This is a genomic window from Mucilaginibacter arboris, assembly GCF_009754915.1.
GTDB classification, from domain to species: Bacteria; Bacteroidota; Bacteroidia; order Sphingobacteriales; family Sphingobacteriaceae; genus Mucilaginibacter_A; species Mucilaginibacter_A arboris.
The window spans coordinates 23,253-48,053 of sequence record NZ_WPIK01000010.1; the positions used below are offsets into that span (position 1 = coordinate 23,253).

Consider the following 24,801-nt stretch of genomic DNA (forward strand, 5'->3'; position numbering starts at 1 on the left):
AGGTAAAAATTGCGCACAATTTTTGTGATGGTTAGTTTGTTATCATACTAACATTCTAATATCGGTTTTTCATTATGAAAAGTATATATAGTTTTTCAATACGTGCAATTTTATTAATAAGCCTGCTTTTTAATGCTTATAACAAAGTACAGGCTCAAGCTCAACAAAATACAAGGGCACAAAAAAAACAACAAAAATTAGATGCCGTTAAAAAAATGGTAAATAACCAAAACTATATTTTTATGGCAGAAAGGGCTAATCCGCTTGGATGGGGCACTATCAATTTAAACTACAATTATAATGTTGTGGTTTCTAAGGATTCTGTTGATAGTTATTTGCCTTATTTTGGACGTGCTTACGTAGCGCCAATTAATCCCGTTGATCCTAAAGAAACAGGCATTCAATTTAAATCTAAAAACTTTGATTACAACAGTGTTTTATCTAAAAGAAGCGGTTGGGAAGTAATTATTGTGCCTCATGATGTAAAAGAAACGCGCAAGTTTATACTTGATATTTCTGAAGCAGGATATGCAACCTTAAGTGTAACAAGCGAAAACAGACAATCTATTTCTTTTGATGGTTACATCACAGAAAATGTTCCGAAGAAGAAAAAAGCCTCTTAAAAGAAGCACGGTCAAATTAAGGTTTAGTTTTCCACTTCAAAGGTATAAAGCTTAGTTCCATTTACCTGCTGCCCATCTTCTTTCATTGCAATAGTAGAAATTGTTCCATCTTTAATCCGGTAAATTTTAGCGTCTTTATTGTTTTTAAAAGGATAAGCAGCTAATGCTTTTTGTATCATTTCTACCTGAGGCAAATGTGTGGTAGATAACCGGATAATGGTACGCCGCTTGTTTAGGGCGATTAGAATATCTGTATAATCTGTATCGGCATAAAGTTCAAAAAAATGTGTTTCCGTATTACTTGAACCGGGCTGTAAATGATAATCTTTCTGCTGTAAAAAATCATTAACTAAAGCAGGGTTGTTTTGTATAATGTATTGCAGGTCCTGATAAGTTAACAGTTTGTTTTGCGCAGAACAGAATAAAATGGTAAAACTAAAAATTGTACTCAGTAAGGTTTTAAGCATAATTGTATTCATGCGGTTCATAATTGCAATGCTAAAGCTAATTAACGTAAATTTTCAGAGAAAAATATACGATAAAAGAAGCATATTTTTATGAGATTTGAATCGTTCCATTTGAGTGACCGTTAAATTATTAAAAAAGCAGCAGTACTTTCTAATTTTAAAGTTAACCGTTGCTTTTAATATTGAACTTGTTTAAACTTTTTTTTCTGGCCCTCTTTTTTTTGGGTTGATGCTTCTTTTATCGCTTAAAAATATTAACCGCTGGTTTTTAATTTCTGTAGTTGATGTTTCTTTTATCACCTCAAAAATGTTAGGGCCTGTTTAAATTTTGTCCTTTTGTTTTGATGCCCCTTTTATGCCATGATTTTTTAAATGTTTTGTGGTTTTGTGGTTTTGGCTAAAGCCTGTTGCCGCTTATCCTTTGTCCACGGCCTGAAGGCCGTGGCAACGGCCAATTAGAACATGGCCCGGGCGTCCTGTCCGCACAGGGCAATCCAGCATTGGTAAACAAAGGTTGTCGTAAAAACACACTTTAAAATTGCCACGGCCTAAAGGCCGTGGGTTGGTAGAAACACAGGGAGCGGCTTTAGCCAAAAAAAGAAGCATACAAAAAATTGCGGAATAAATTTTAAACAGGCCTTAATGCTCAGGTTTTGATTTTTAGGCTGATGCTTCTTTTATCACCTAAAAATGTTGGTCGTTGTTTTTTTGATTATTCAAATGCAGGAAAACACCAATTTTTATCCGGTAAAAGAAGCATGGGCACGGTCCTGAACCTACCGAAGGGCCTTGTACCTATTTAAACGAAGCCTAAAAGTTTAAACAACTTCGTTATTTAAAACCTATGGTTTAAAATAGCTTTCTTTTTTGTATCAACTTTTTTACTGGTATCCTCTGCGGCTTTTAATTGGTCGGTAACTTTGGGTTTTGGATTATTGCTACAGGAGATTAAACCTAAAATCATTAGCAATATAAAAAGGTATTTCATTAAAATAAATAATGGTTTTTGGTTTAACAATTCGGTTCACTATAAATTGTTTCTTTTAGAAATAATATAATCAAAAATCATATTTAAACCGTTAATATCTTCTTCAATTTTAACTTCTAACGAATTAATCTCAGATATAATATTGGATGATTCTTTTTTCAGATCTGAAAGTTTTACTTTTTTTTTCTTCAGTTCCAACTTCAGATTACGATAAATTATGTAATTTTCCATAAATAATTTACGCGGAAATGATAATCATAGTTTTTAATATACCGTAAGTATCATTGTTACAATAAATTTTAAGTATAGCTTATTTAAATGCTTGAATTATTGTAACAGAATTAATGCAATTCAATTGATATTTATAATGAATGAAGTTTTTTTAGAGATTGTACCTGCAAGGTTTACTGCGGCAGATTTTGAAAAGCATCAATTACCAATGCCGGTATCTAATACCAATGATGTTTTTAAAATGATTTTTTTTACTGAAGCAGATTACTGTAAATATTTAAAGGAGTTAGAAACTACAAATACAATTTTTCTTTCTCAATATTGGATAGTTAAAACACAGGATTTGATTGATAAAAATAGATTTATAATTGCTGTTTTAACCACTTTAACTATAGCTAAATCAAAAAAATACAGCTGTTTAAATTAGTTGTACAAAGCATATTTTTTGTTGATAAAAGAAGTATGCTATTACAATATTGTTTTAAGCACTTGCCATACATTTTCTGCTATAATTTCATATCCTTTTGCATTTGGGTGTACGCCATCTGCTAAGTTTAGCAAACGGTTACCTGCAACTCCGTGTAATAAAAAAGGTAAAAAAGCCATCTGGTTTTTGTCCGCCAATTGCCTGAATATCATTCTAAATTCTATTAAAATATTTCCGGTTAAAAAGGGCGGAAGTTCCATCCCTAACAAAATCATTTTAATATTTGGCTGCTTGTTTTTTACTGTATCAATAATAAATTGCAAATTGTTTTTGGTTTCTGCAACTGTTATCCCGCGTAAAATATCGTTAATTCCAAGTTCCAGTACAAAAACATCTATTGGTTGGTTTAAAAGGCCTGCAATTCTGTTTTTTCCGCCGACAGAAGTTTCACCGCTTAAACCTGCATTAACAATATGGTACGAAAGCTGTTGCGAGTTGATTTTTTGCTGCAATAAAGCCGGGAAAGACTGGTTTGCAGGTAAACCATATCCGGCAGTAAGGCTGTTGCCAAAAAATAAAATGTGTTTTAACTTTTGCTGATTGCTTTGGTAAGGATTATAATCTTCCGGCATTAAAATAAATTTATTATAGAATGAAAAATTGCCGATAAAAGAAGCACTACCTGCTAACTGTTTGTAAATTAATTTTAATGTTCCAGTCCTCTGCCGGTTTTATGCTGCAACTCATCAATTTTTTTGGATGCTTCTGCTTTATTTAACGTTTCATCCACTTGTTCTCCTGCCTGATCGGACAGGGTTTTCAAATACGAGTGTTGTGCACCTGTCATCGGTTCATCGCCTGTTGTCCAGGTATCCGGATCTTTTATGGTGTTGGTATTATCGGTTGAAGAATTGCTGTTATCAGGAGTATTGTTTTTGTCCTGATCAAACTGTTTGTCTTTTTCTGTTGAGTTCATTTTGTTTTGCATTGGTTGTCATAAATCAACCCAAAACAAAATCGATTGTTTTAAAAAAACAGTAAAAAAGCTAAAAATATTAGTTATCCATCATTTTGATAAATGCAGCAAGCTGTTCTTTCATTTTTCGGCGGTCAACAATAAAATCAAGAAAGCCATGCTCTAATACAAATTCTGCAGTTTGAAATCCTTTTGGCAGATCTTTTTTTATGGTTTCTTTGATAACCCTCGGGCCGGCAAAACCAATTAATGCGCCAGGTTCTGATACGTTAATATCGCCCAGCATGGCATAAGAAGCGGTAACGCCGCCAGTTGTAGGATCTGTTAATAAAGATATATAAGGAAGTTTTGCCTGGGCAAGCAAGGCAAGCTTAGCTGATGTTTTTGCCATTTGCATTAAAGAGAAAGCAGCTTCCATCATCCGCGCGCCCCCGGATTTTGAAATCATCAGAAATGGCATCCGGTGTTCGATGCAATAATCAATGCTCCGGGCTATTTTTTCGCCTACTACAGAACCCATAGATCCGCCGATAAAAGTAAAATCCATGCAGGCAATAACCAAATCATGGCCTTCTATTTGGCCATGTGCTGCACGTATGGCATCTTTTAAACCTGTTTTATTTTTACTTTCTTCTAACCGTTCAGTATATTTTTTTGTATCCACAAAGTTTAATGGATCGGCAGAGATAAGGTTTGGAAAAAGTTCTGTAAACTCATTATTGTCAAAAAGAATAGAAAAGTACTCTTTAGAACCGATTCGGATATGATAGCTGCAATAGTGGCAAACGTATTTGTTCTCCACCTGTTCTGTATAATGAAGCGGCTTTTTACAATTTGGGCATTTGTTCCAAATACCATCAGGAGCCTCTTTTTTCTCTTGTGTAGTTGTAATAATTCCTTTTTCTTCCCTTTTAAACCAAGCCATCTATACTTTTTTTTAAAGCACAAATTAACGAAAAAAAATCATCGTGTTTTATGTTTAGAAAAGCATCGGCATATAAAATTGTTCCGGGAAGTATAAATTGCTTTATACGAGGTTAATTTTTTAGATTTTATTGCCAAAGTTTGTATTTTGCTTACCTTCGGTACCTTAAAAAAGAACATCATAATTATGGACCTTAAAAATTTGAAAGGTGTACTGCACGGCGACCAGGTACAGCAATTGTTTGAACTTGCTAAAAAGCACCAGTTTGCTTTACCGGCAGTTAATGTAATTAATACCAACTCTGTTAATGCAGTAATGGAAACTGCAAAAGCTGTTAATTCTCCGGTTATTATTCAGCTTTCTAACGGTGGTGCGCAGTTTTATGCTGGTAAATCACTTAATAACGATCAATTACAAGCCTGTATTTTAGGTGCGGTTTCGGCTGCAAGGCACGTACATTTATTAGCAGAACATTACGGTGTTGCTGTTATTTTGCATACAGACCACGCTGCCATGAAGTTTTTGCCCTGGATTGATGGTTTACTTGCCCATGGAGAACGCTTTTTTGAAGAACATAACAAACCGTTGTTTTCTTCCCACATGCTTGATCTATCCGAAGAACCAATCGAAGAAAACATAGAAATTTCTGCCAAATACCTGGAGCGCATGGCTAAATTAGGCATGACTTTAGAAATTGAATTGGGCGTAACCGGCGGAGAAGAAGATGGTGTTGATAATACAGATGTTGACAGTTCCCGTTTATATACCCAACCGGAAGATGTAGCTTATGCTTACGAACATTTAAGTAAAGTAAGCCACCGTTTTACAGTTGCCGCTGCTTTTGGTAATGTACATGGCGTTTACAAACCTGGAAATGTAAAACTGCAGCCTGTAATTTTACACAACTCACAAGAGTATGTAAAACAACATTTTAATTTATCTGCAGAAAAACCAATCGATTTTGTTTTTCATGGCGGATCTGGTTCTTCTCAGGAAGAAATCCGCGAAGCTATTTCTTACGGAGCTATAAAAATGAATATAGATACTGATATGCAATGGGCTTTCTGGGAAGGTATTTTGCATTACTATCAGGCAAACGAAGGTTATTTGCAAACACAGATTGGTAATCCAAAAGGAGACGATTCGCCCAATAAAAAATATTATGACCCACGTGTATGGTTGCGCAAAGGCGAAGAAAACTTTGTTAAACGCCTTACTACTGCTTTTGATGATTTAAATTGCATCAATGTAAACGAAAAGTTATAAGCTACTTAAAATAAACCCATAAAACGCCGTTGTTATATTTGCAATGGCGTTTTTTATTTTCGGTATGGTTAAAATTTATTTATAAAAAAATGTATGGCAAAAAACAGTAATTTATTTGAGCGCTTTGCTAACTGGGCAACTAAGGCTACCGGTAGTGCAACTGCGTTTATTCTTGCGCTCATCATCATTATCGTTTGGGCTATAACCGGCCCGTTATTTAAGTTTTCTGATGTTTGGCAGCTAATTATCAATACCGGGACTACCATTGTTACTTTTTTGATGGTATTTCTTATCCAAAAGTCACAAAATAAAGATTCAAAAGCGATACATCTAAAACTAAACGAATTAATTGCAGCTAATAAATACGCCAGCAACCGGATGGTAAGTATTGAAGATTTATCTGAAAAAGAATTGGATGACCTGCATCAGTTTTATTGTACATTAACAAATCTTGCCAGAAAAGATTCTGATATCCATGAATCACATTCTATAGATGCAGCTAATAAAAATCATTCAACTAAACTAAAATCTCATAAAGATTTTTCAGAAGAAAAAAATGAACATTGAAGTAAATAAAGTAAACGATCCCGATGTTTTAGAAAATGTTTTTGCTATCCGAAGGGAAGTATTTGTAGAAGAACAAGATTGTCCGCCAGAATTAGAATGGGAACATGAAGATGAATCGGTACATTTTCTGGCAAAAGTAAACGGAGAACCAGCGGGCGCAGCGCGTTGGCGGAAAACAGCAAACGGGTACAAGCTGGAACGTTTTGCCGTATTAAAAAAATTCAGGGGAGCCGGAGTTGGGCAAGCATTGGTTAAAGCTGTTCTGGCAGATTTGCCATCCAGTGCGGATCATATTTATCTACACGCACAAATACAAGCAGTTGGTTTGTACGAGAAATTTAATTTTAAAAAACTAGGAGAAGAGTTTGAAGAAGCAGGCATCCGGCATTATAAAATGTTGCTGAATTCGTAAAGCGTAAATACATTTTTTGCCTGTTAAAAACAGCATTAATGTTATCGGCTACACAACAAACCTAAAAACACCTCAGTTATAAGGCGTTTTAGGTTATAATTTTGGACCAGGGTTAGCCACTTTTAAATCTTCCTTATAAAAAGGCCTGATAATTAAACGCTGCCCGCCATTACGGCTGATATAGCTTCCCAGCCAATTAATAAAAACCACTACTTTATTACGAAAGCCCATTAATAAAATTAAGTGAATAAACATCCAAACTAACCAGGCAAAAAACCCCTGAAATTTAATTTTTCCTAAATCTACTACAGCTTTATTTCTACCAATTGTTGCCATAGAGCCCTGATCATTATATTCAAATTTTTCAGTTGGTTCACTTTTAACCAAGTGTAAAATGTTTTTTGCTAAATGTTTTCCCTGCTGTATAGCTACAGGCGCAACACCTGGTAATCCTTTTGGATATTTATCGTTAACAAAAGAACTTACATCGCCGATGGCAAATATGTTATTAAATCCTATTACCCTATTGATTTCGTCTGTAGAAATACGATTCCCCTTTGCAATTTGTTCCTTTGGTAAACCATCCGGAACAACGCCTTGTACGCCGGCAGACCAGATTACGTTTTTAGTTTTTATTTTTCTGCCGCCTTCAAACGAAATTACTTCGCCATCGTAAGCTTCTACTTTCACGCCTGTTAGTACTTCTACATTCATTTCTTCTAAAAACTCCTGGGCTTTTTTAGATGCCTGTTCAGACATATTGGCTAAAACTTTCGGCAAGAAATCTACCAGGTAAACTTTCATTTCTTCCTTATGCAATTCAGGGTAATCTTTGCCCAAAATGTTATTTCGAATTTCAGCAAGAGAACCTGCTAATTCTGCACCAGTTGGGCCAGCTCCAACCAAAACGAAAGTAAGATAAGGTTCTCGTTCTTCCGGAGTTTTTAAAAGGAGCGATGCTTCCAGATTTTGTAAGATCGCGCTTCTGAGATTTAAAGCTTCAGGAATGCTTTTCATTGGAAGCGCATGTTGCTCAATCTCTTTATTTCCAAAAAAATTAGTTGTAGAACCCGTAGCAATCACTAAGTAATCGTAATCAATTACACCAATGCTTGTTTCAATATTATTTTTGTACGGGTTGATTTTTTGTACTTCAGCTATGCGGAAACGCAGGTTCTTTTGTCCTTCAAAATTTTTCCGGATAGAAAAAGCTATCGAATCTGCCTCGAGTCTGCCGGTTGCAACCTGATACATTAAAGGCTGAAAAGTGTGATAATTATGCTTATCTATAAGTAAAACATCTACTTCTTTATTTTTAAGATCTGTTGCAAGTTCTATCCCGCCAAAGCCAGCGCCGATAATTACGACTTTAGGAAAGCTGTTGTTGTAATTTGATTCCATACATTTATTACAGAATTTTAACGATTCTGTTTGCATTTAAAAGTACAAAAGCCGTTCTGAATAATCAAAACGGCTTTTTAATAGTATTATTGAAATTATTTTAAATCTTTTTTGCCAAAATCTACAATAACCGGTGTAGCTACGCAGATGGAAGAATAGGTACCGAAACATACACCTATCAGCAAGGCAAAAGAAAATCCGCGGATAACCTCCCCACCAAAAATAAATAATACAATCAGTACGAAAATAACAGTTAAAGCTGTGATAATGGTACGGCTTAAAGTGCTGTTGATAGCATCATTAATTACTGCTTCAGGGTCATCTGTTTTAGAATGGTGTAGGCCCAGATATTCGCGGATCCTGTCAAAAACAACTACTGTATCATTAATGGAGTAACCAATAACCGTTAAAATAGCCGCAATAAATGCCTGGTCAATATCCAATGAAAAAGGAAGGATCCCCCAAAATAATGAGAAGAAACTCAATACTAGCAAAGCATCATGTGCCGTTGCAATTAAGGCACCTAAACTAAATTGCCATTTTCGGAAACGAATGAGGATGTAGAATGAAATTACCAATATGGCAAATACTACAGAATAGATGGCACTGGTTTTAATATCATTTGCTACGGTAGGGCCAACTTTCTGCTGGCTCATAATCTCGCTTGGATTATTAACCTGCTTTAAGCCTTCCTTTAATTTATTTTCAGCTTTGGTATCAGCATTAGGCGAGTTATCATCAACCAAATAAGTTGTGGTAATGCGTAGTTGAGGATTGGCTGTACCAAAAGTTTTAACTTCTGTGGTTAAATTGTAGGTTTTGTCTAATACTTCGCGCACTTGTTGTGCATCAACTGGTTTTTCAAAACGGACTACATAAGTTCTTCCTCCTTTAAAATCAACGCCTAAACTAAACCCTCTTGTAAAAATGGAGATTAAACCGGCAAGGATAAACAGACCGGAGAAGGTGTAAAACTTAAACCTGTTTTTAACAAAGGCATAATGGGCGTTTTTAAAAGTATGCGCACTCCAGGGATGAGAAAAGCTGATGTCCCAGCCTTTTTCAAGCATCCACTCAAAAATTAAACGGGAAATTAAAAGTGAGCAGAACAGGGAAGTAATGATACCAATTAACAATGTGGTTGCAAAACCAAGGATCGGGCCTGAACCAAAAACGTAAAGGATGATACCGGTTAAAAAGGTAGTGATGTTTGAATCCAGGATGGATGGCATGGCATGTTTAAAACCATCGGCAATAGCAATACGGATAGATTTACCATGTGCAAGTTCTTCCCTTACACGTTCATAAATTAATACGTTGGCATCCACCGATATTCCAAGCGTTAACACGATACCTGCAATACCAGGAAGTGTAAGTACAGCGCCTAAACTTGCCAATACACCAAACAAAAAGAAAACGTTGATAAAAACAGCAACAACGGCAACTGTACCGGCACGGCTGTAATAAACAACCATGAAAACCAATACCACTAATAAACCAACAACACACGAGATTAAACCTGCATTGATAGCTTCCTGGCCTAAAGACGGGCCAACAATGGCTTCTTCTACAATTCGCGCAGGAGCTGGTAAACGGCCGGCTTTTAAAACGTTGGCTAAATCTTTGGTATCATCAACCGTAAATGTTCCGGTAATAGATGAAACACCACCGGCAATTTCGTTCTGAACAGTTGGTGCAGAATAAACATTATCATCTAATACAATAGCAATTGCTTTTAAGTTGTTCTTATCAGCAGAAGCGGCAGCCGTAACAGTACGCCATTTAGCAGCGCCTTCGCTGTTCATGGTCATTTGTACTTCCGGGCTTCCTTTCTGGTCATAATCATTACGGGCATCCGCAATTACATCACCGGCTAATACAGGCCCGCCATCGGCACCTGTCAGTTTTATCGCATAAAGTTCAACGCGCGGAATTTTATCGTTAAAGCGCCTGCTGTAATCCTCATTTATCGGCATGGCTTTTACGCCCCACATAAACTTCATGTTTTGAGGTATTACTGCTTTTACATCAGCATTTGCCAGCAGCCTGTTTACTTTAGCAGTATCGCCAACAGCCGAAAAACCAACAACTGCTCCTGGTGCCGCCTGCATGCCTCCGTTTTGAGAAGCATAAACATTTGGACGCAGCATGTTTTGGTTAAGCAGCGGACTGCTAACAGCGGGATTGCTGTTTTTTAAGTTTTTAGAACTTGTATCTGCTAATTTGCTTTTGGCAACTTTATTCAACAAGCTGGTATTAGCAGAAGCCGTATCTTTTTTTGAAGTAGCAGTAGCAGTTAAGGTATCTTTTGCAGGCGCAGCAGCCAACTTTGCTTTGGCTGCTAAAATATTGTTAATATTAGCCAGTAAATTAACAACTTCAGCATTGTCAAAAGTTTCGTAGAACTCCAGTTTTGCAGAACCTTGTAATAATTTACGGACACGGTCTGTATTTGCTTCAGAAACACCGGGCAATTCAATCAGGATACGGTTAGAACCACTTTGCAACTGAATATTTGGGGCAGTAACACCAAATTTATCAATACGGGTCCTTAGGATATTATAAGAACGGTCCACCGCGCTTTTAGCTTCATTCTGTAAATAACGCTTTACCTCATTGTTGGAAGCATCAAACTTAATGCGGCTCTGGCTTTCTTTTGTAGAGAAAATAGGGGCCAGTTTACCGTTTGGGTTTAACTTTTCGTACTCGTTTACAAATAGCGTAATATAATCCTGCTGACTGTTTTTAGACTGAACTTCTGCATTAGCTAAAGCCTGGTTAAAAGCAGGGTCAGTACTGTTATCAGACAAAGATTTTACCAGTTCGGCCAGCGAAATTTGCATCGTTACGTTCATTCCGCCTTTTAAATCCAAACCTAAAGCCAAGGCTTTTTCTTTGCAGTACTGATAAGTATGGTTAAAAACAGGATATACCGGTTCTGTAGAGATCGAATCGAGATAAGACCTTTCCTTTTCAGGATTGCCTTTGGCATAATTTCTGGCGTTTTTTTCTACATTTTGTGCTACCCAGGTAAAGGATAGCTGATAAAGGCAGACGATTGCCAGAACAATTGCGAAGAATTTAATTACTCCTTTACTTTGCATGTTCTGTTAAATGTATATTTTATGTTGTTTATGGGTTTTTTAACAAGACGGCAAAGCTAACAAAAAAACGGTATTTAGGTTTTTTCATTTGCATAATTTCTCTTTTAATCATAGCAGCGTTAATAACAGCTACAATTTAAGATGATTTTAAGTATGGGTTATACTAATTTTAGGTTGATAAAAGAAGCATTCCAATATCAACGGCGCTTTAAAGTGATAAACGAATAAGAAAAAGGGTTTTTTTCATCCGCAGCAAAATCTTCTCGTTGTGTTTCTGTCCAGGTTTGAGGATCAATTTCCGGAAAAAAAGTATCGCCATCAAAATCCTGATGAATGCAAGTTAATTCAATGCGTTCTGCCAAGAAAAAAGACTGGCGGAAAATTTCTGCTCCGCCAATGATAAAAATTTCTGCTTCCTCTGATGCTGACTTTAAAGCTTCTTCCAGCGAAGCTGCAACTTCGCATCCTTCTATTTTTTTAACACTTTTACTGATGACAACATTTTTGCGGTTTGGCAAAGGCTTGCCAATAGAATCATAAGTTTTTCTGCCCATAAAAACAGTATGGCCGGTAGTTATCCGCTTAAAATGCTTCAAATCGGCAGGCAAATGCCAGGGCAACTGATTGTTTTTACCGATAACGTTATTGGCTGCGACAGCAACAATAAGAGAAATAACCATGCTTATTTTACTGCTAAAGTATTGTTGCCCGTATCAGCATCCATATAAATCCCGCCGTCAATGTTTACAGAAACGATTTTTTTAGTCGATAAAAGAAGTATGGAAGCTTGTTTCTGATTTTTCTGCCAAACTTCCGGCGTTTGATGGAAAATTTTCGTGCTGCCATCAGCATAAGTTACTTTAACATCAAACGGAATGGCAAAACCTCCAATATTATCAATAACCAAATTATAACCTTTTTTAACTTGATCTAATTTTGAAATTGAAAGATCGATGTAATTATCGGAGAAAAACCAATTGTTCCAAAACCAGTTGAGGTTTTTACCGGAAGCATTATTGATCGAGTAAAAAAAGTCCCAGGGAATTGGATGTTTTCCATGCCAACGGCTCATAAATTCCTGCAAACTTTTCTTAAAAAGCGCATCTCCCAGCATATCTTTTAAAGCTAAATAAGCTAATGATGGTTTTCCGTATTCGTTACTGCCGAGAATATTGTTTGGCGTTAATTCTCCGCGGGTAATAATTGGTACTTCTTTTACCGAACGATTTTTGATCCAGCGGTTAACCCTAAATTGTTTGTAATTTTCTGCAGCTTTTTCTTTTCCTAAATCAACCTGGCCAATTAAATATTCAAAAGTTGTTGCCCAGCCTTCGTCCATGAATCCGTAACTTGATTCGTTGATGCCCATGTAAAAAGGAAACCAGGTATGTGCAATTTCATGTTCTGCAACAAACCTCGAAAAAGTAGTATCAGCATAAGTTTCATCATTCACCATCATTGGATATTCCATTCCGGCATAACCTTGAAGAATAGTTGTTTTTGGGAAAGGATACGGCACGCCAGGCCAGTTTTTAGAAAACCAGTTTAACGCGTGCTGACCGTATTTTACCATCTGATGAAAATCTGCAGAAGTATCGTTATAAGCAGCTTGCACACTTGCGCGGCGGTTGGTTTTTTCATCTACAACCGTACTGCTGGCGTCCCAGTCAAAATGATCACTTATGGCAAGCGCAACATCTGTTAAATAAGTAGCTTTCCATTTCCAGGTATTGGTTTGATTTTGAAGCGTTACCGAGTGATTTCCCAATTCGTTTTTTGTAGCGATATGAAAAACAGAATCAGCCGTTAAAGATTGATTTAAACGTTTAGCATAAACAGGCTGTAAAACTTCTGTTGGGTTTTGTAAAGTACCGGTTGCATAAACAATATAATTTTTTGGTACGGTAACCTGGAATGTATAATCATTAAAATCGTTATAAAACTCGCGGCCACCAGTAAAATCTAATCGGTCCCAACCGTTGTAATCATCATAAACGGCAACACGCGGGTAATAATAAGCAAGGAAAAAAGTTGTACTGTCAATAATGCCTTCTCGTCCATGCTGAGAAGAGATAAAAAAGTGCCAGCTAACATTTAGTTTGACAGAATCATTTGGTTTTAAGGGACGATCTAAAGCTACATTTTGCCAGGTGTAATGGCCTTCGTTATCTGGTAAAGCTGTTTTCTTGCCGTTTACTTCAAAATTATCAATCACAATCCCGTTGCTTAAAGTATCCTGATTCGGGCGGTTTCTTGTATTTACAGCGTTCCTTTTATGGATATTCTGAATAAGTTTCATCACCAGCTCATTCAACGTGTTCGGACTGTTATTGAAATAGGTAATTTCTTCTGTACCACGAATTAAACGATTGGGAGGCGCGGCAGAAATTGAAATATTATAACGCCCGTGGTTTTGCCAGTAATTTTTGCCCGGTTTGCCATCCATCAAATGCGTACCTTTTTGGTAAGCTTGCTGCACGTAGTCTGGCATCGGCAAGGTTTGCGCCTTGCTTTTAAATAAGCAGCAAAAAAGCAGCAAAATTATTGCTGAAGCAAGGGATTTAGTAGGAGCTATTATATTCATTACAATTTTTATATGATAAAAGAAGCATCTGTTTTGATTAAAGGCTCTAAAAAATTAAACCGCAACCTGCGCTTTAATGTGTGGCCAAGGATCATAGTTTTCCAACGTAAAATCCTCAAACTTAAAACTGAAAATATCTTTTACTTCCGGATTAATTTTCATTGTTGGTAAAGCTCTCGGTTCCCGGCTCAGTTGCAAATTAGCTTGTTCTATATGATTGTTGTAGATGTGCGCATCGCCAAAAGTATGGATGAAATCTCCAGCTTCTAAACCGCAAACCTGTGCCAGCATTAACGTAAGCAAAGCATAAGAAGCAATATTGAAAGGAACGCCCAGAAAAATATCAGCACTGCGCTGATACAACTGACAGGAAAGCTTTCCATCTGCAACATAAAACTGGAACAAACAATGGCAGGGCGGAAGCGCCATTTTATTCACATCGGCAACGTTCCATGCAGAAACAATAATTCTTCTGGAATCAGGATTGTTTTTAATTTGATTTACAATCTGACTGATCTGATCAATATGACTTCCATCGTGCGTAGGCCAGCTTCTCCACTGGTAACCATAAACTGGCCCAAGGTTTCCTTCTGCATCAGCCCATTCGTCCCAAATCTTTACGCCGTTTTCTTTCAGGTATTTGATGTTGGTATCTCCGCTTAAAAACCAAAGCAGTTCGTGGATGATGGATTTTAAATGCAGCTTTTTTGTAGTAACCACCGGAAAACCTTTTTGCAGATCAAAGCGCATTTGATAACCGAAAACGCTGATAGTTCCGGTTCCTGTCCTGTCATGCTTCTGGTTGCCTGTTTCCAAAACGTGGCGCATCAAATCCTGGTATTGTTTCATGTTGATTTTTAGTTGATAAAAGAAGCATTACGCAACCGCAAAGAAAAATAATCTATTTTTGGAATCCTATAAATGTTCAAAAGTAGTAGTAGTTAATCTGCATGATCGTCTTTCCAAACGCAAAAATAAATATCGGTTTAAATGTAGTTGAACTAAGAAGTGATGGCTATCATAATTTGGAAACCGTTTTTTATCCCATAAAAATACACGATGCGCTGGAGGTTGTGTTGAGTGATGAACTGCGTTTTACTTCTTCCGGCAACTTTCTTCCCGGAAATGCTGCTGATAATTTGTGTTTAAAAGCTTATCATCTCATCAAAAAAGAACATGATTTGCCTCCTGTAAACATTCATCTCCATAAAAATATTCCGATTGGTGCAGGTTTAGGCGGAGGTTCTGCGGATGCCGGGTTTTTTATCAAGCTTTTAAATGAAGTTTGCGAAATAGGTTTAAGCACAGAAACCATGCAAAATTATGCCAGGCAGCTTGGTGCTGATTGTGCTTTTTTTATCGGCAATAAACCTGTGTTTGCTTTTGAAAAAGGAGACCGTTTTGAAGAAATACAACTTGATCTTGCTGCTTATTATTTGGTTTTGGTGATGCCACCAATTCATGTTTCTACAGCAGAAGCGTATGGAGGAGTTAAACCAGTACGTTCAGAATCTGATCTGCGATCAGCATTAAAACTTCCGGTAGAAGAGTGGAAAGCGCTTGTTGAAAATAATTTTGAAAGGTCGGTATTTGAGCACCATCCGCAAATTAAGGCGGTAAAAGAAGCATTATATCAACAAGGTGCAATCTATGCAGCAATGAGTGGGAGTGGGGCTTCTGTGTTTGGCATCTTCAACAAAAAACCTGATTTGCAGAAATTTGAGCAGGCAAACCAGGTTTTTTATGATGTTTGATTTTTTAGAGCCCGGCATCATCAGTTACGCCGTGCCCAAATCCTTCCACCCAATCCCGCTCGCCCCAACCTTTTGCAAGTGCAGAAAGCAGCCGGTTATGCACGGTTGCGGCCAAAGGCATCGGCGTTTCGCTTTTTTGTGATAAAGCCATCGCCAGCCGCGCATCTTTGTAACCTAATTTCGCTTTAAAACCCACCTGTTCGTATTGTTTGTTTGCAATCAGTTTACCATAATTTTGGTAAATTGGCGCGTTAAACAAAGTAGATCCAAAGAAATCAGATAGTTTTTTAGGATCGATTCCATTCTTTTCGCCTAAAGTAAAAGCTTCCGCCATCATTTCCATGGAAGCCATGATCATAAAGTTGCCCGTTATTTTAACTACGTTAGCGTTTCCTGGTTCTTCTCCAAAATCAACAATTCCTTGTCCCATGCTTTCCAGGATCGGTTTTGCGGCTTCTTTTAAAGATGAATCGCCGGAAGTACAAATCCATAATTTCTGGGCAGCAGCGGCTTCTGGCCGGCCAAAAACGGGAGCAGTTAAATAATGTGTTTCTGTTTCTTTATGCAAAGCAGTTAGTTTTACAGATGTTTCTGGAGAGATAGAACTCATAGAAATATGCACTGCCCCTTTTTTTAACGATTTTAACAAGCCTTTGTCTCCGCTTACTGATTCTTCTAAAATATTATCCTGTGCAAGCATCGTTATAACGTATTGTACCTCTCTCGCGGCTTCTTCCGGAGAACTGCAAACTTTAATTGCCGCTTGGTCTAAGTCATCTGCTTTGGATGCAGTGCGGTTATAAACCTGTAACTCATAGCCTGCTTTAAGCAGGTTTTTCGCCATGGGCAAACCCATGTTGCCTAATCCTATAAATCCAATTTTTTCTTTCATAATCAATCGCTGATGTAATCCCTGTCTTCTGCACTTAGTGTATCGTTAGGGTTATGGTTGTTGTTTGTGTTTTCGTTGTTGTAATTGTTATAAGAGGATTTGGAAGGCCGGCTGCCCAGCAATAAACCAAGGATGATACCGAGGAAAATGACGCCGGTCAGGATAACCAATTTGGGCAAATACAAATCCCAGAAAAGAAGTTTAAATTTTACTTCATCGGCATTCTGCATCAGGACGACGGTAATCAAAACGGTTAGAAAAATAACGAATAAAGTTTTAGCGCTCATACTTCAAATTAATCAACATTTTGTTAGGGTAGGATGTTTTCTTAAAATCAGGATTAATAGTTTTTCCTAATCAACAGAAGTACAAAAAAATATTTTTATAAAATGATTTTTATGGTACAGCCTTTGTTTAACTAACGTGAAATTTATTTTCATTTAATTTTTTTCCTTCGAAACCAGGAGCCATAATATTTATACTGCTTCTTTTGATAATTTCCCTCAATTAAAGTCGTCGCAGCAACATTAAGACTTCTTAAAAAATAACTATACTTTCAATAAAGGTTAATAATGATTAGTATCTGACTTTCAGTATTTTATATATTTATTTTATTCCATTTTCGATATTTGCTAATTTAATTAGCCGGAAATTTTTGTTTTTATAGTTTCTACTTTTATTTCTAATTTAATTGATAAGCGTTAATGACTGACTTTCACCATATTAATTGTTGTAATAATTATAAAAATTAAATTTGTTACTGATTTTTATGTCATAAAAACAGTATGCCACAGTATTAAATTAATTACAGCATTTTGCACATTCCTAAAATGTAAAAACATTGAAATGATAGAAATTTGATGAGAAAGGCGGGTTTATTCCTGGTTGAAATATTAAGGAAAAAGTGTTAACGGGTTTGCTTTTTTGTCCGATAATCAGCAATTTTTTGTTGTGCCAAGGGGAATAAAAATATGGTTGAAAGGATGATTACAGCCCCTATCCAAAAGCCCGTAGTCATTTTTTTAAGGTCTCCAAAAAAAATGAAAGCCATAATAATACCATAAACGGGTTCCAGATTAGTAACCAGCGCAACCTTAAAAGCAGATAACTGGCGCATAACAGAAACACCGGCAACATAAGCTACAGCCGTACAAACAGTACCTAAAAGAAGTAAATATACAATGTCGTCATGCTTTAAATACAATCCGTTCTTAAACCCGCCCATAATAAACAGGTATAAGGAAAGCCAGAAAAAAGCACCTGAAAGTTCGTAAAAAGCAATAACTGGCGCGGACTTTTGCTTCACGAATTGCGAGTTGATGATAGAAAAAATGCTTGCTGAGGCAGCACTAATCAATCCTAAAATGATACCCTTAGTGTAATGAGATTCAAATTTGAAGATTAAAGTAATGCCGGTAATGATCATGATACCAGCTAAAATTTCGAGCCGGGAAATGTTTTTATTGGTGACTAAAGGTTCGAAAACTGCAGTAAACAAGGTCATTGATGAAAGGCAAACAAGTGTGACAGAAACTGTAGAAATTTTTATGGACTGGAAAAAAAGCAGCCAGTGCATGCCTACTAAAGCACCGGTAAAAATGAATTGAAGGAAGGCCTGCCAGTTAACCCTGAAATTTACCCTTGCAAACACAAAGTACAGGAACAGGGATACAAAGGCAATCAGCAAGCGGTACCAAACTAAGTAAACTGCAGAAACAGAGATCAGGGCACCGAGAATGCCCGTAAAGCCCCAGATAAAAACAGTGCCATGAAGGATAAGCAGATTTTTATCTGAAGCACTTAAAGAATTAAATTTCATTTATTTAGGGGCGTTTCTAAGTAAATACCCGCCAAGAATGCCAAAAATAATATTGGGGATAAAAACAGCAATAATGGGCGGCAAACCTCCTTTTAAAGCAAAAACTTTAGCAAACTGGACCGTAACAATATACGCGAAGCAAAGAAAAATACCGATTCCTAAAGGTAAGCCAATACCTCCGCGAACTTTTCTGGAAGACATAGAGACACCAATCAGCGTTAAAATATAGGAGGAAAGCGGGTAAACAAATCGCTGATATTTTTCGTACAGCAAATCGACCATAATTCCAGTACCCCGTATTTTTTCTTTTTCAATATTTGTATTTAGTTCTTTCATGGGCATAGCGTCGTATGCGTTATGTCCCACAAAATCAGCAGGATGCATATCTAAAAGAGTATCTTTTTTAACGCCGCTCACCATTTTTTCCTTTAGCCCGTTAACATAGCGGATCGAATAATCCATCATAGACCAAACCCTTTTTAGCGAATCATAAACAACCCTGGTGGCCATTATTTTTTCCTTCAGCGTATCCTGTTTAAATTTTTCTAAAACGAATTGATAACCGGTATGCTGGGCTTCATCAAAAGACTGTACATAAACATAAGTGCTTTTATCTAACTGCATGTGCACTTCGTTTTTTAATTCGTTATTGCCACTGCTTACGTAAGTGTTCTCAAAACTGCTTTTAAGCTGATTGGTGTGCGGAATAATAAAAACGTTGAATACCAGCGATACGATAAAAATGATAGAAGACGCAACGGCATAAGGCCTTAAAAACCGGTTAAAACTTGCCCCTCCGCTTAAAATAGGTACAATTTCGGTTTGATCGGCCATTTTTGCAGTAAAAAAAATAACCGCAATAAAATTAATTAACGGAGATAAAAAGTTGAGGTAAAAAGGAATGAAACCAAAATAATAATGCGTAACAATAAACCAGAAACCTAAGTCGTGCTTTAAAAAGTCATCCAGTTTTTCGGAAATATCAAACACAACAATAATCACCAGGAAAATGCCTAAAGTGAAAACAAAGGTTCCAAGATATTTATTGATGATGTACCAGTCGATTATTTTAAGGTACCGCTTTGTGAGTTTTTGCATTACAAACGTTGTGCAAGTTTTTTCACCATGTTATTTTTCCAGTTGTAAAACGTTCCTGCAATAATTTGTTCGCGTGCTTCTTTTACCAGCCATAAATAGAAATTCAGGTTGTGCAGGGTAGCTATTTGTGCGCCAAGCATTTCGCCGGAATGGATCAGGTGTCGAAGATAAGCCTTTGAGTAATTTATATCACTAAACAAAGCGCTGTCTTCATCAATTGCCGAAAAATCATTTTTCCATTTTTCGTTTTTAATGTTGATAATGCCGTTCCGGGTAAAAAGCATACCATTCCTGCCGTTCCTGGTGGGCATTACACAATCAAACATATCAATACCTAAAGCAATATTTTCCAGGATATTAACAGGCGTGCCTACACCCATTAAGTAACGCGGTTTGTTTTGTGGGAGGATGTTGCATACTACTTCCGTCATGGCATACATTTCTTCTGCCGGTTCTCCAACAGATAAACCTCCAATAGCATTTCCTTCCCGTTCAAAAAAAGCAATTGCTTCGGCAGATTTTTCGCGTAAATCTTTATAAACAGAACCCTGTACAATTGGAAAAAGCGCTTGCGGGTAACCATATTTTGGTTCAGTAGAATCAAAGCGTTCGCAACATCTTTTTAACCAGCGATGCGTCATTTCTATGGATTTTCGTGCATACCCATATTCGCATGGATAAGGCGTACACTCATCAAAAGCCATAATAATATCGGCACCAATAATGCGCTGTGTATCCATTACATTCTCTGGTGTAAACAAATGTTTTGAACCATCAATATGCGAACGAAAAGTTACGCCTTCTTCTTTGATTTTACGAACTTCGGAAAGTGAATAAACCTGGTAACCGCCGCTATCTGTTAAAATTGGTTTGTCCCAATTCATAAACTGGTGCAATCCGCCCGCTTTTTCTAAAATATCTAAACCCGGCCTTAAATAAAGATGGTAGGTATTGCCAAGAATAATCTGTGCTTTAACATCGTTAGCCAATTCCCGCTGATGTACTGCTTTTACTGTTCCGGCTGTACCAACAGGCATAAAAATTGGCGTTTGTATGGTTCCGTGACCGGTAGTAATTTCTCCTGCCCTTGCTTTAGAAAGGGTATCAAGGGCAACTTGCTGAAACTTCATTTATATAAACACCAATTAGGGCGCAAAAGTAGGAAATAAAAGTATTTTAGCGGATGTTTTATTGCTTTGGATACGGTAATGCGGTTAATTTTTAAGAAATTCGCAAGCCGAAAATTGATTTTAATTTGGAAGAATTAGTACATTATACACTGTTTATACTGTTTCAGGTTTGTTTTGTTGTCCAGTTGTATTTCCTGTTTTATTATTACAACGGATTTAAATTCAGCAATTTTATAAGCAATAATCCTGCAGTAAAAACCTTACCAATTTCTGTTGTAATTTGTGCCCGGAACGAAGCACAAAACTTACAGGAAAACCTGCCTGCTATTTTAGCTCAAAATTATTCTGATTTTGAAGTAGTAGTGGTTAATGATTGTTCAAACGATGATTCATCACACATTCTCAATCAGTTTAAAGCTGCTTACCCCAATTTGAAAATTGTTACTGTAAGCGAACATAAACTTTTTAAAACAGGTAAAAAGTTTGCTTTAACAATGGGTATTAAAGCAGCAAAAAACGAATATCTGCTTTTTACGGATGCCGATTGCAAGCCAGCTTCAGAGCAATGGCTGCAATTAATGCAGGACGGTTTTACAGATCAGAAAGAAATAGTGCTTGGTTATTCTCCCTACCGAAAAACCGGCGGTTTATTTAATACGTTTATTAGGTTTGAAACTATAAAAACTGCCATTAATTATTTATCGGCAGCATTAAACAATAACCCATATATGGGTGTTGGGCGTAATATGGGTTATACCAAGTCTTTATTTTTCCGTTCTAAAGGATTTGCTGCTCACATGCACCTTTTGTCTGGTGATGATGACCTGTTTGTTAATCAAAATGCAACAGCTTTTAACACCACTGTTCAAATCAGTCCCGAAACACATACCTATAGCGAAGCTAAAGACAGTTTAGGCAGTTATTACCGGCAGAAAAGGCGGCACATGGGCGTAGGAAAATATTACCGCACAAAAAACCGTATTTTAATCACTTTAGATGCTTTAAGTGGCTTTCTTTTTTATACCTTTCTAACCGTATTACTTTTACTAAAATTTGAGCCCTGGATTGTAGGCGGGATTTTTATTTTCAGACTGGTTATACAAAGCATTATTTATCCTAAAATATTTAGAAAACTCGATGCAGCAGACCTGATCTGGTGGTTGCCACTGTTAGATTTGTTTTATTATATATACCTGAATGTATTTGGAATAGTTGGGTCGGTTACAAAAAATCTGAAATGGAAATAAACGTTAACTTTTCTGAGAACGCAAAAAATGATTTTAACCTGGTGGTGCGCGCCAGGAAAGGCGAGCAGAAGGCTTATGCCGATTTGATGCAGCGTTATAAAGAATCCATTTACTTTATGGTTTTGAAAATGGTAAATAATAAGGACGATGCGCAGGATTTAACGGTAGAAACCTTTGGTAAAGCTTTTCAGAAACTGGATAAGTATCAGCCGGAATTTGCTTTTAGTACCTGGCTTTTTCGTATTGCTACCAATAATTGTATCGATTTTATCCGTAAAAAGAAATTAAACACGCTTTCTATAGACCGTTTGGTAGATGAAGAAGGAAACAACCAACCGCTTCAAATTAAATCGGATACATTAAACCCGGAAGAAACATCCATCAAAAAACAGCAGGCGCAAGAGCTGAAAGTAATTGTAGAAGGTTTACCGCTTCGTTACCGTAACCTCATTATGTTGCGTTATTTTGAAGAATTGTCGTACGATGAAATTGCGAAAGAACTTGATTTGCCTTTAGGAACCGTAAAAGCACAACTTTTTAGGGCAAGGGATTTATTATCAAACGTGTTGAATAGAAGGAGAAAAGATATTAATAGTGACTTTTGATATCCTGCTCAAATATTTTCCTGATCTAAGCACACAACAGCAGCAACAATTTAAACAGTTGCTGGAACTTTATACGTATTGGAATGGGCAAATCAATGTAATTTCCAGAAAAGATATTGATTTGCTTTACGAGCGGCACGTGCTGCATTCTCTTGGAATAGCAAAAATTTGCAGTTTTTTAGGTGGAGAAACTGTTTTAGATGTAGGCACAGGCGGCGGTTTTCCGGGCATTCCTTTAGCCATCTTATTTCCCGAAACCCAGTTTCATTTAGTAGATTCTATCGGCAAAAAAATTAAGGTGGTAAAAGAAGTATCACACGCACTTGGGTTAGCTAACGTGAAACCAAGCCATGCAAGAGCAGAAGAAATTAACGGAAAATTTGATTTTGTAGTTTCTCGCGCTGTAACCCAGTTAAAAGACTTTTATCCCTGGGTAAAGAACCAATTTAACAAGCAATCAAAAAATAAGCTTAAAAACGGTTTGCTTTATTTAAAAGGCGGCGACTTGGAGAAGGAAATTGCAGAATCTAATTTAAAAGTACAGCAGTTTCCTTTAAATGCTTTTTTTGAAGAAGACTTTTTTGAAACCAAGAAAGTAATTTATATACCTGCTTAGCTTCCTTTAATTATCTCGGCAACGATTTTTACCTGCTAAAAGAAGCATCCTGTTTATACTTTAAAATAAATTTTTAATTTAGACGAAAGTATATATGTCGTTACTACACCAGCTTGCTTTAAAATTTGTTCCTGGAATTGGCGATGTGCTTGCCAAAAACCTAATCAGTTATTGCGGAAGTGCAGAAGAAATATTTAAAACTTCCAAACATAAATTATTACAAATTCCAGGTATCGGCCCAAAAATGGCAACTGCATTTCTAAATAAAGAATGTTTTGTCAAAGCAGAAAATGAAATTCGGTTTATAGAAAGAAACAAGGTAAAAGCTATTTTTTATACTGATGCTGCTTATCCTAAAAGATTAAAAAGCTGTATTGATGCACCTGTAATGCTGTTTTTTAAGGGAAATGCAGATTTAAACAAGCAACGGGTAATTAGCATTGTTGGCACGCGTAATGCAACTGCTTACGGGAAACAATTATGCGACGAATTGATAGGGCACTTAAAAAAGTATGGTGCAACAATAGTCAGTGGTTTAGCTTATGGTATTGATATTTGTGCACATAAAGCGTGTGTTAAGCAAACGCTTCCAACAGTTGGTATTTTAGCACATGGTTTAGACCGTGTTTACCCATCTCAACATACTCACATTGCAGAAAAAATGATGGAAAATGGTGGATTATTAACAGAATTTCCATCTCAAACCAATCCCGAACGCGAAAATTTTCCTAAAAGAAACCGCATTATTGCAGGCATGGCAGATGCAACAGTGGTAGTAGAGGCAAGCATTAAAGGCGGCGCTTTAATTACTGCAGAAATTGCCAATTCGTATAATCGTGATGTTTTTACTTTTCCCGGAAGGATAGGAGACGAGTTTTCTGAAGGATGCAACTTTTTAGTAAGGTTTAACAAAGCTGGTTTGCTAACCGGTTATAGTGATCTGGCAGAACAATTGGGCTGGTTAGAAAATACAGTATTGGTAAAAAAGCAGCAATTGTTGTTTCCGCTGGATTTAACAACAGATGAAAAAACGATTTTTGAAATGCTGCAATTAGCAGAACAAACAGGAATTGATGACCTTTCTATCCAAACAAACCTGCCGGTAAGCATTCTTGCCATGAATTTGTTGAACCTCGAAATGCAAGGGTTGGTGCGGTCTTTACCGGGAAAATCCTACACTCTAATCAAATAAGTTCAGGTGTATTTGTATTGAAGCATTTTTCCGGTCCCGCTGCTTACTTCAGCCCAACGGTCTGCTTCTAACTCAACTTCGGCCCAGGCAGCAGTAGGAATTGTTGTTATTTTACCAGTTAGAAAATACAGGAGGTTACTGATACCGGGATTATGACCAACCAAACACGCAGTTTCGTATTGATCTTCCAACCGATTTAGTAGTTGAAGCAAAGCGTCAACATTTGCTTCATAAATTTTGGCGTTTATTACAGCATCATCCAAACCTAAAGTAGCAGTAAAAATATGGGCTGTAGCTAAAGCGCGTACAGCCGGACTGGTAATGGTAATTTGAGGCAAATTTCCGCTGTTTAATAAAAAAGCAGCCATTTGTGCTGCATCCTGTTTGCCTTTTGATGTTAGCGGCCGGTCAAAATCAGTTAAGCTTTCTAAAATTGATTCGGCTTCTGCATGCCTTATCAAGATTAATTTTTTCATC

General features: G+C 36.8%; 25 protein-coding genes. 10 read left to right on the plus strand and 15 right to left on the minus strand.

Going from position 1 to position 24,801, the window contains the following annotated elements:
- Positions 1-74 precede the first annotated feature (74 nt).
- On the plus strand, positions 75-623 hold the full coding sequence (locus tag GO621_RS12080) for a DUF4251 domain-containing protein (protein ID WP_157567369.1): 549 nt from the start codon (positions 75-77) through the stop codon (positions 621-623).
- Positions 624-646: 23 nt separating this feature from the next.
- On the opposite strand, the gene GO621_RS12085 is transcribed toward GO621_RS12080, so the two are convergent.
- The gene (locus GO621_RS12085) at positions 647-1,102 is read right to left on the minus strand and encodes a hypothetical protein (protein ID WP_198170230.1); all 456 of its coding nucleotides are present in this window, start codon (positions 1,100-1,102) and stop codon (positions 647-649) included.
- Positions 1,103-2,445: 1,343 nt separating this feature from the next.
- On the opposite strand from GO621_RS12085, the gene GO621_RS12095 reads away from it, so the two are divergent.
- Complete coding sequence (locus tag GO621_RS12095; protein ID WP_157567373.1) at positions 2,446-2,736, plus strand: hypothetical protein; 291 nt, start codon at positions 2,446-2,448, stop codon at positions 2,734-2,736.
- 41 nt (positions 2,737-2,777) lie between these two features.
- Here the strand turns inward: GO621_RS12095 and GO621_RS12100 are convergent, their stop codons facing one another.
- From GO621_RS12100 to accD, 3 genes are all read right to left on the minus strand, one after another.
- On the minus strand, positions 2,778-3,368 hold the full coding sequence (locus GO621_RS12100; protein WP_157567375.1) for an arylesterase: 591 nt from the start codon (positions 3,366-3,368) through the stop codon (positions 2,778-2,780).
- 74 nt (positions 3,369-3,442) lie between these two features.
- Complete coding sequence (locus GO621_RS12105) at positions 3,443-3,712, minus strand: DUF3072 domain-containing protein (RefSeq protein ID WP_157567377.1); 270 nt, start codon at positions 3,710-3,712, stop codon at positions 3,443-3,445.
- Positions 3,713-3,791: 79 nt separating this feature from the next.
- Positions 3,792-4,637, minus strand: coding sequence for an acetyl-CoA carboxylase, carboxyltransferase subunit beta (gene accD, locus GO621_RS12110; RefSeq protein ID WP_157567379.1), 846 nt, complete (start codon positions 4,635-4,637; stop codon positions 3,792-3,794).
- Between the two features lie 186 nt (positions 4,638-4,823).
- On the opposite strand from accD, the gene fbaA reads away from it, so the two are divergent.
- The 3 genes from fbaA to GO621_RS12125 all read left to right on the plus strand — a co-directional run bounded on the left by fbaA (position 4,824) and on the right by GO621_RS12125 (position 6,882).
- Positions 4,824-5,903 carry a class II fructose-bisphosphate aldolase gene (fbaA, locus tag GO621_RS12115; protein WP_157567380.1) on the plus strand — a complete coding sequence of 360 codons (1,080 nt, stop codon included), beginning with the start codon at positions 4,824-4,826 and terminating at the stop codon, positions 5,901-5,903.
- Positions 5,904-5,996: 93 nt separating this feature from the next.
- A complete protein-coding gene (locus GO621_RS12120; RefSeq protein ID WP_157567381.1) occupies positions 5,997-6,470 on the plus strand; it encodes a low affinity iron permease family protein in 474 nt (157 codons plus the stop codon).
- Positions 6,460-6,882, plus strand: a complete 423-nt coding sequence (locus GO621_RS12125) for a GNAT family N-acetyltransferase (protein ID WP_157567383.1) — start codon at positions 6,460-6,462, stop codon at positions 6,880-6,882. The genes GO621_RS12120 and GO621_RS12125 overlap by 11 nt, the downstream gene beginning before the upstream one ends.
- A 93-nt stretch (positions 6,883-6,975) precedes the next feature.
- On the opposite strand, the gene GO621_RS12130 is transcribed toward GO621_RS12125, so the two are convergent.
- The 5 genes from GO621_RS12130 to GO621_RS12150 form a co-directional block, all read right to left on the minus strand.
- Positions 6,976-8,283: an NAD(P)/FAD-dependent oxidoreductase gene (locus GO621_RS12130; RefSeq protein ID WP_157567385.1), complete on the minus strand. Its 1,308-nt coding sequence runs from the start codon at positions 8,281-8,283 to the stop codon at positions 6,976-6,978.
- Positions 8,284-8,378: 95 nt separating this feature from the next.
- Positions 8,379-11,387, minus strand: a complete 3,009-nt coding sequence (gene secDF, locus GO621_RS12135) for a protein translocase subunit SecDF (RefSeq protein ID WP_157567387.1) — start codon at positions 11,385-11,387, stop codon at positions 8,379-8,381.
- Between the two features lie 197 nt (positions 11,388-11,584).
- The gene (locus GO621_RS12140) at positions 11,585-12,067 is read right to left on the minus strand and encodes a dihydrofolate reductase (protein WP_157567389.1); all 483 of its coding nucleotides are present in this window, start codon (positions 12,065-12,067) and stop codon (positions 11,585-11,587) included.
- 2 nt (positions 12,068-12,069) lie between these two features.
- Positions 12,070-13,971, minus strand: coding sequence for a M1 family metallopeptidase (locus GO621_RS12145; protein ID WP_198170231.1), 1,902 nt, complete (start codon positions 13,969-13,971; stop codon positions 12,070-12,072).
- Between the two features lie 54 nt (positions 13,972-14,025).
- Positions 14,026-14,820 carry a thymidylate synthase gene (locus GO621_RS12150; protein WP_157567390.1) on the minus strand — a complete coding sequence of 265 codons (795 nt, stop codon included), beginning with the start codon at positions 14,818-14,820 and terminating at the stop codon, positions 14,026-14,028.
- A gap of 101 nt (positions 14,821-14,921) precedes the next feature.
- Between GO621_RS12150 and ispE the strand changes: the two genes are divergently transcribed.
- Positions 14,922-15,725: a 4-(cytidine 5'-diphospho)-2-C-methyl-D-erythritol kinase gene (ispE, locus tag GO621_RS12155; RefSeq protein ID WP_157567392.1), complete on the plus strand. Its 804-nt coding sequence runs from the start codon at positions 14,922-14,924 to the stop codon at positions 15,723-15,725.
- A gap of 4 nt (positions 15,726-15,729) precedes the next feature.
- On the opposite strand, the gene GO621_RS12160 is transcribed toward ispE, so the two are convergent.
- The 5 genes from GO621_RS12160 to tgt all read right to left on the minus strand — a co-directional run bounded on the left by GO621_RS12160 (position 15,730) and on the right by tgt (position 20,664).
- Positions 15,730-16,617: an NAD(P)-dependent oxidoreductase gene (locus tag GO621_RS12160; protein ID WP_157567394.1), complete on the minus strand. Its 888-nt coding sequence runs from the start codon at positions 16,615-16,617 to the stop codon at positions 15,730-15,732.
- 2 nt (positions 16,618-16,619) lie between these two features.
- Positions 16,620-16,904, minus strand: a complete 285-nt coding sequence (locus tag GO621_RS12165) for a DUF1049 domain-containing protein (protein WP_157567396.1) — start codon at positions 16,902-16,904, stop codon at positions 16,620-16,622.
- Between the two features lie 620 nt (positions 16,905-17,524).
- Complete coding sequence (locus GO621_RS12170) at positions 17,525-18,436, minus strand: DMT family transporter (protein WP_157567398.1); 912 nt, start codon at positions 18,434-18,436, stop codon at positions 17,525-17,527.
- Positions 18,437-19,534 (minus strand): LptF/LptG family permease, encoded by a 1,098-nt coding sequence (locus tag GO621_RS12175; RefSeq protein WP_157567400.1) that lies wholly within the window; start codon positions 19,532-19,534, stop codon positions 18,437-18,439. It lies immediately after the preceding gene.
- Complete coding sequence (gene tgt, locus GO621_RS12180; RefSeq protein ID WP_157567402.1) at positions 19,534-20,664, minus strand: tRNA guanosine(34) transglycosylase Tgt; 1,131 nt, start codon at positions 20,662-20,664, stop codon at positions 19,534-19,536. The genes GO621_RS12175 and tgt overlap by 1 nt, the downstream gene beginning before the upstream one ends.
- A gap of 125 nt (positions 20,665-20,789) precedes the next feature.
- Here tgt and GO621_RS12185 point away from each other — a divergent pair, with 125 nt between their 5' ends.
- The 4 genes from GO621_RS12185 to dprA all read left to right on the plus strand — a co-directional run bounded on the left by GO621_RS12185 (position 20,790) and on the right by dprA (position 24,324).
- Complete coding sequence (locus GO621_RS12185; RefSeq protein ID WP_157567404.1) at positions 20,790-21,911, plus strand: glycosyltransferase; 1,122 nt, start codon at positions 20,790-20,792, stop codon at positions 21,909-21,911.
- Positions 21,902-22,516, plus strand: coding sequence for an RNA polymerase sigma factor (locus tag GO621_RS12190; protein WP_157567406.1), 615 nt, complete (start codon positions 21,902-21,904; stop codon positions 22,514-22,516). Before GO621_RS12185 ends, GO621_RS12190 begins: the two co-directional genes overlap by 10 nt.
- Positions 22,506-23,132: a 16S rRNA (guanine(527)-N(7))-methyltransferase RsmG gene (gene rsmG, locus GO621_RS12195; protein WP_317163441.1), complete on the plus strand. Its 627-nt coding sequence runs from the start codon at positions 22,506-22,508 to the stop codon at positions 23,130-23,132. The genes GO621_RS12190 and rsmG overlap by 11 nt, the downstream gene beginning before the upstream one ends.
- Positions 23,133-23,226: 94 nt before the next feature.
- A complete protein-coding gene (gene dprA / locus GO621_RS12200) occupies positions 23,227-24,324 on the plus strand; it encodes a DNA-processing protein DprA (protein ID WP_157567408.1) in 1,098 nt (365 codons plus the stop codon).
- Positions 24,325-24,326: 2 nt separating this feature from the next.
- Here the strand turns inward: dprA and GO621_RS12205 are convergent, their stop codons facing one another.
- Positions 24,327-24,800, minus strand: coding sequence for a SixA phosphatase family protein (locus GO621_RS12205; protein ID WP_157567410.1), 474 nt, complete (start codon positions 24,798-24,800; stop codon positions 24,327-24,329).
- Position 24,801 lies beyond the last annotated feature (1 nt).

Excerpts from the sequence above, each read along its gene's own strand:
- fbaA (WP_157567380.1), top strand. The coding sequence starts at position 4,824 with ATGGACCTTAAAAATTTGAAAGGTGTACTGCACGGCGACCAGGTACAG.
- GO621_RS12190 (WP_157567406.1), top strand. The coding sequence starts at position 21,902 with ATGGAAATAAACGTTAACTTTTCTGAGAACGCAAAAAATGATTTTAAC.
- GO621_RS12175 (WP_157567400.1), bottom strand. The coding sequence starts at position 19,534 with ATGCAAAAACTCACAAAGCGGTACCTTAAAATAATCGACTGGTACATC.
- dprA (WP_157567408.1), top strand. The coding sequence starts at position 23,227 with ATGTCGTTACTACACCAGCTTGCTTTAAAATTTGTTCCTGGAATTGGC.
- accD (WP_157567379.1), bottom strand. The coding sequence starts at position 4,637 with ATGGCTTGGTTTAAAAGGGAAGAAAAAGGAATTATTACAACTACACAA.
- GO621_RS12130 (WP_157567385.1), bottom strand. The coding sequence starts at position 8,283 with ATGGAATCAAATTACAACAACAGCTTTCCTAAAGTCGTAATTATCGGC.
- GO621_RS12205 (WP_157567410.1), bottom strand. The coding sequence starts at position 24,800 with ATGAAAAAATTAATCTTGATAAGGCATGCAGAAGCCGAATCAATTTTA.
- ispE (WP_157567392.1), top strand. The coding sequence starts at position 14,922 with ATGATCGTCTTTCCAAACGCAAAAATAAATATCGGTTTAAATGTAGTT.
- GO621_RS12165 (WP_157567396.1), bottom strand. The coding sequence starts at position 16,904 with ATGAGCGCTAAAACTTTATTCGTTATTTTTCTAACCGTTTTGATTACC.
- GO621_RS12160 (WP_157567394.1), bottom strand. The coding sequence starts at position 16,617 with ATGAAAGAAAAAATTGGATTTATAGGATTAGGCAACATGGGTTTGCCC.
- tgt (WP_157567402.1), bottom strand. The coding sequence starts at position 20,664 with ATGAAGTTTCAGCAAGTTGCCCTTGATACCCTTTCTAAAGCAAGGGCA.
- GO621_RS12095 (WP_157567373.1), top strand. The coding sequence starts at position 2,446 with ATGAATGAAGTTTTTTTAGAGATTGTACCTGCAAGGTTTACTGCGGCA.
- GO621_RS12100 (WP_157567375.1), bottom strand. The coding sequence starts at position 3,368 with ATGCCGGAAGATTATAATCCTTACCAAAGCAATCAGCAAAAGTTAAAA.
- GO621_RS12170 (WP_157567398.1), bottom strand. The coding sequence starts at position 18,436 with ATGAAATTTAATTCTTTAAGTGCTTCAGATAAAAATCTGCTTATCCTT.
- GO621_RS12080 (WP_157567369.1), top strand. The coding sequence starts at position 75 with ATGAAAAGTATATATAGTTTTTCAATACGTGCAATTTTATTAATAAGC.
- GO621_RS12140 (WP_157567389.1), bottom strand. The coding sequence starts at position 12,067 with ATGGTTATTTCTCTTATTGTTGCTGTCGCAGCCAATAACGTTATCGGT.
- GO621_RS12150 (WP_157567390.1), bottom strand. The coding sequence starts at position 14,820 with ATGAAACAATACCAGGATTTGATGCGCCACGTTTTGGAAACAGGCAAC.
- GO621_RS12105 (WP_157567377.1), bottom strand. The coding sequence starts at position 3,712 with ATGAACTCAACAGAAAAAGACAAACAGTTTGATCAGGACAAAAACAAT.
- GO621_RS12145 (WP_198170231.1), bottom strand. The coding sequence starts at position 13,971 with ATGAATATAATAGCTCCTACTAAATCCCTTGCTTCAGCAATAATTTTG.
- GO621_RS12120 (WP_157567381.1), top strand. The coding sequence starts at position 5,997 with ATGGCAAAAAACAGTAATTTATTTGAGCGCTTTGCTAACTGGGCAACT.
- GO621_RS12125 (WP_157567383.1), top strand. The coding sequence starts at position 6,460 with ATGAACATTGAAGTAAATAAAGTAAACGATCCCGATGTTTTAGAAAAT.
- GO621_RS12085 (WP_198170230.1), bottom strand. The coding sequence starts at position 1,102 with ATGAATACAATTATGCTTAAAACCTTACTGAGTACAATTTTTAGTTTT.
- secDF (WP_157567387.1), bottom strand. The coding sequence starts at position 11,387 with ATGCAAAGTAAAGGAGTAATTAAATTCTTCGCAATTGTTCTGGCAATC.